Genomic DNA, 3148 nt, shown 5'->3' with positions numbered 1-3148 from the left:
CCACGTTAAGACTACAGGGAATTGACCATGGCGGGTGCCAAAAATCACGATTATCATATTCTGCCGCCGAGCATCACACCCATCTTGGGTTCGTTCTCGGCCCTGACGATGTTCTTCGGCCTCGTGATGTGGATGCATCCCGAGCAGTTCAGTTTTGGTAGCCTCGTCTTTGGCATTGGCCTTATCGGCGTATTGTACACCTTTTACGCGTGGTGGGCCGATGTTGTGACCGAAGCCCATGCGGGCGATCATACCCCTGTGGTTCAGCTTCACCTGCGTTACGGCATGATCATGTTCATCGCGTCGGAAGTCATGTTCTTCGTGGGCTGGTTCTGGGCATGGTTTGACTATGCCTTGTTCCCAGTGCCGTTGGAAATCGTCATCGACCCGGAAACGCACGCGTTTACGGTGACTAACCTTATCGGCCAAGAAGGCGCCGCAGCGTTGATGCAGTGGCCGCCAAAGGGCCTCGAGGTTCTCGATTCCATGAAATTACCGCTGCTCAACACCTTGATCCTGTTGTGCTCGGGCACCACCGTCACTTGGGCGCACCATTCGCTGATCCATGGTGACCGTGAAGGCCTGAAAAAGGGACTTTGGCTGACGATCCTTCTCGGCCTTCTGTTCAGTGCGATTCAGGCATATGAATATGCCGTCGCGCCCTTTCCTTTTGGCGGATTGAACTATGGTACAGCCTTCTACATGGCGACAGGCTTCCATGGTTTCCACGTCATTGTTGGCACGATCTTCTTGATTGTGTGCCTTGCGCGTACCTACAAAGGCCACTTCACACCAAAGCAGCATTTCGGTTTTGAAGCTGCGGCTTGGTACTGGCACTTTGTCGACGTGGTGTGGCTGTTCCTGTTCATCGCCATCTACATTTGGGGTGGCTGGGGCGCACCAGTTCACGCGTAAATGACAGCAGAGCAATCACCAGAAGGGCGGCCCAGCATATTGCGGGCTGCCCTTTTTGGTCTCTGCCCCCAATGCGGCGGCAAAACGTTGTTTGCGGGGCTGGGCCAGTTTGCGGACACATGTTCGCAATGCAAACTTGATTATGCTTCTTTCAATGTGGGCGATGGCCCCGCGGCATTACTCACCATGGTTATTGGTGCGCTGATCATTGTCTTCGCTTTGCTGCTCGATTCCGCTGTCCGGCCACCCTTTTGGGTGCATGTCATCATTTGGGTTCCGGTGACCGCCGCGTTAACCGTTGTCACACTGCGGATGGCGAAAGCGGCATTGCTGGCATCCGAGTATCGCAACAAAGCACATGAAGCCGGGAAGGACGATCTGCTATGAAACGCTGGCCGATTATTCCGACGATGATTGTAATCATCGCGGTCGCTATCATGATTGGCCTCGGTGTCTGGCAGCTTCAGCGCAAGGCCGAAAAGGAAGCTTTGCTCGCCCGTTACAACGCCGCTGATGGCCTGCCGGCGGTCATGTGGCCAGTCGTCCCCGACCCCAAGGCACTACCGCTGTTTCGGCGCTCTACGGTCATGTGCGACAATGTGATCAAAATCGAGTCGGTGTCCGGCAGCAATCGTGCCGGTGACGCAGGCTTTGCCCATGTTGCGTCGTGCCAAACAGGCGGCGCTGAAGGCGTGAACGCGAAAGTTGCCATCGGTTGGTCGGAACGCCCGCAATCACCAAGCTGGAACGGCGGACTGGTCCGCGGCATCATAGCGCCCGATGGGGTGCAGTTGATTAAGTTGGTGTCGACCGATCCCGCAGATGGCCTGCAACAGCTTGCATTGCCATCGCCAGCGCAAATTCCAAACAACCATTTCCTCTATGCCATCCAGTGGTTCATTTTCGCAGCCGCCGCGTCGATCATTTATATCCTCGCGGTGCGGAAGCGCTTGAAAACGTCTTGAATCTGCCCGCCGATATCTATTTCTACATAGTCGCAAGCGTCGCCGTCATATTGGTGGGCCTTGCCAAGGGTGGGTTTGCGGGGCTGGGCGCTGCTGCCATGCCGATACTCGCCTTGGTCATGGACCCAGTCGCCGGTGCGGGCATGTTGCTACCCATATTGATGGTTCAAGATATTGTGAGCGTCTGGGCATTCCGACGTGACTTTGACCGGCGGACATTGTTGCTCACCTTGCCGGGCGCGGTCGTGGGTATATTTTTTGGATGGTTTTTGGCGACCGCGATTAATGCGGATGCGGTTCGCGGCTTTGTCGGCGTCATTGCGCTATCATTTGGCGTCTACCGCTTGCTTCCGCTGTTTGGTGCGCAGCTTAAGCTGGCTGGCCCGGCACCCGAGTGGGTTGGGGTCGTCATGGGCGGGGTTGCAGGCTTCACCAGCCAAATTGCCCATGCGGGCGGCCCACCATTTCAGATTTGGGCCCTGTCGCGCAACTTTCCACATTTGGTCTTTGTCGGAACGTCGTCGATATTTTTCGCTATCATCAACTGGATGAAAGTACCTGCTTATGCGGCGCTGGGGCAATTCAACACGCAAAACATGACGCTGACCGCCATCTTCCTGCCATTGGCCATAGTCAGCACAATGGCAGGCGTGCGGTTGGTCAAGCGGGTGTCACCCGAACGATTCAATATCATCATTCAGCTGTTGATGGTGGTCGTTGGCGCAGAGTTGATTCGCCAAGCCATCTGGTGACTGCGCCCTATTTGGGCGACAGCACCATAAGCATTTGACGGCCTTCCATGCGGGGATGCGCCTCAACCTTTGCGGTCTCGGTGGTATCGGCCTGAACGCGTTGCAACAGGTGCATACCCAATTGTTGGTGGGCCAATTCACGACCACGGAAACGCAAGGTGATTTTCACCTTGTCACCTTCCTCGATGAACTCCGCAACCTTCTTCATCTTGACCATATAATCATGGTCATCGATGTTTGGACGCATCTTAATTTCTTTAATTTCCTGCGTTTTCTGGCTCTTACGCGCAAGGTTGGCCTTTTTCTGGGCCTCATATTTGAACTTGCCGATGTCCAGAAACTTGCAGACTGGCGGATCAGCGTTCGGTGATACTTCCACCAGATCAAGGCCGACTTCAGCGGCCTGCGCTATCGCCTCGCGGGTGTACAGGACACCCAAATTTTCGCCGTCATCATCAATGACTCGTACTTTTTCAGCTGTGATGAGATTATTGTAGCGCGGACCACTTTTAACAG

5 protein-coding genes are annotated in these 3148 nt (G+C 55.0%); 4 read left to right on the top strand and 1 reads right to left on the bottom strand.

Annotated elements, in window-relative coordinates:
• The first annotated feature begins 27 nt into the window (after nucleotides 1–27).
• Genes ACILQA_RS10550 through ACILQA_RS10535 form a run of 4 tightly spaced genes read left to right on the top strand, consistent with a single transcriptional unit; the run spans nucleotide 28 to nucleotide 2632 of the window.
• Nucleotides 28–915 (top strand): cytochrome c oxidase subunit 3, encoded by an 888-nt coding sequence (locus tag ACILQA_RS10550; protein WP_395629650.1) that lies wholly within the window; start codon nucleotides 28–30, stop codon nucleotides 913–915.
• Nucleotides 916–1302, top strand: a complete 387-nt coding sequence (locus ACILQA_RS10545) for a DUF983 domain-containing protein (RefSeq protein ID WP_395629649.1) — start codon at nucleotides 916–918, stop codon at nucleotides 1300–1302.
• Complete coding sequence (locus tag ACILQA_RS10540; RefSeq protein WP_395629648.1) at nucleotides 1299–1880, top strand: SURF1 family cytochrome oxidase biogenesis protein; 582 nt, start codon at nucleotides 1299–1301, stop codon at nucleotides 1878–1880. The genes ACILQA_RS10545 and ACILQA_RS10540 overlap by 4 nt, the downstream gene beginning before the upstream one ends.
• Complete coding sequence (locus tag ACILQA_RS10535) at nucleotides 1877–2632, top strand: sulfite exporter TauE/SafE family protein (RefSeq protein ID WP_395629647.1); 756 nt, start codon at nucleotides 1877–1879, stop codon at nucleotides 2630–2632. The genes ACILQA_RS10540 and ACILQA_RS10535 overlap by 4 nt, the downstream gene beginning before the upstream one ends.
• A gap of 7 nt (nucleotides 2633–2639) precedes the next feature.
• On the opposite strand, the gene infC is transcribed toward ACILQA_RS10535, so the two are convergent.
• Nucleotides 2640–3148, bottom strand: a 509-nt coding sequence (gene infC, locus ACILQA_RS10530) for a translation initiation factor IF-3 (protein WP_395629646.1), incomplete at its 5' end; no start/stop codon positions are given.

This window comes from Sphingorhabdus sp. (assembly GCF_044239005.1).
Taxonomy (GTDB): Bacteria; Pseudomonadota; Alphaproteobacteria; order Sphingomonadales; family Sphingomonadaceae; genus Sphingorhabdus_B.
This window is presented reverse-complemented; position numbering and strand designations above follow the sequence as displayed.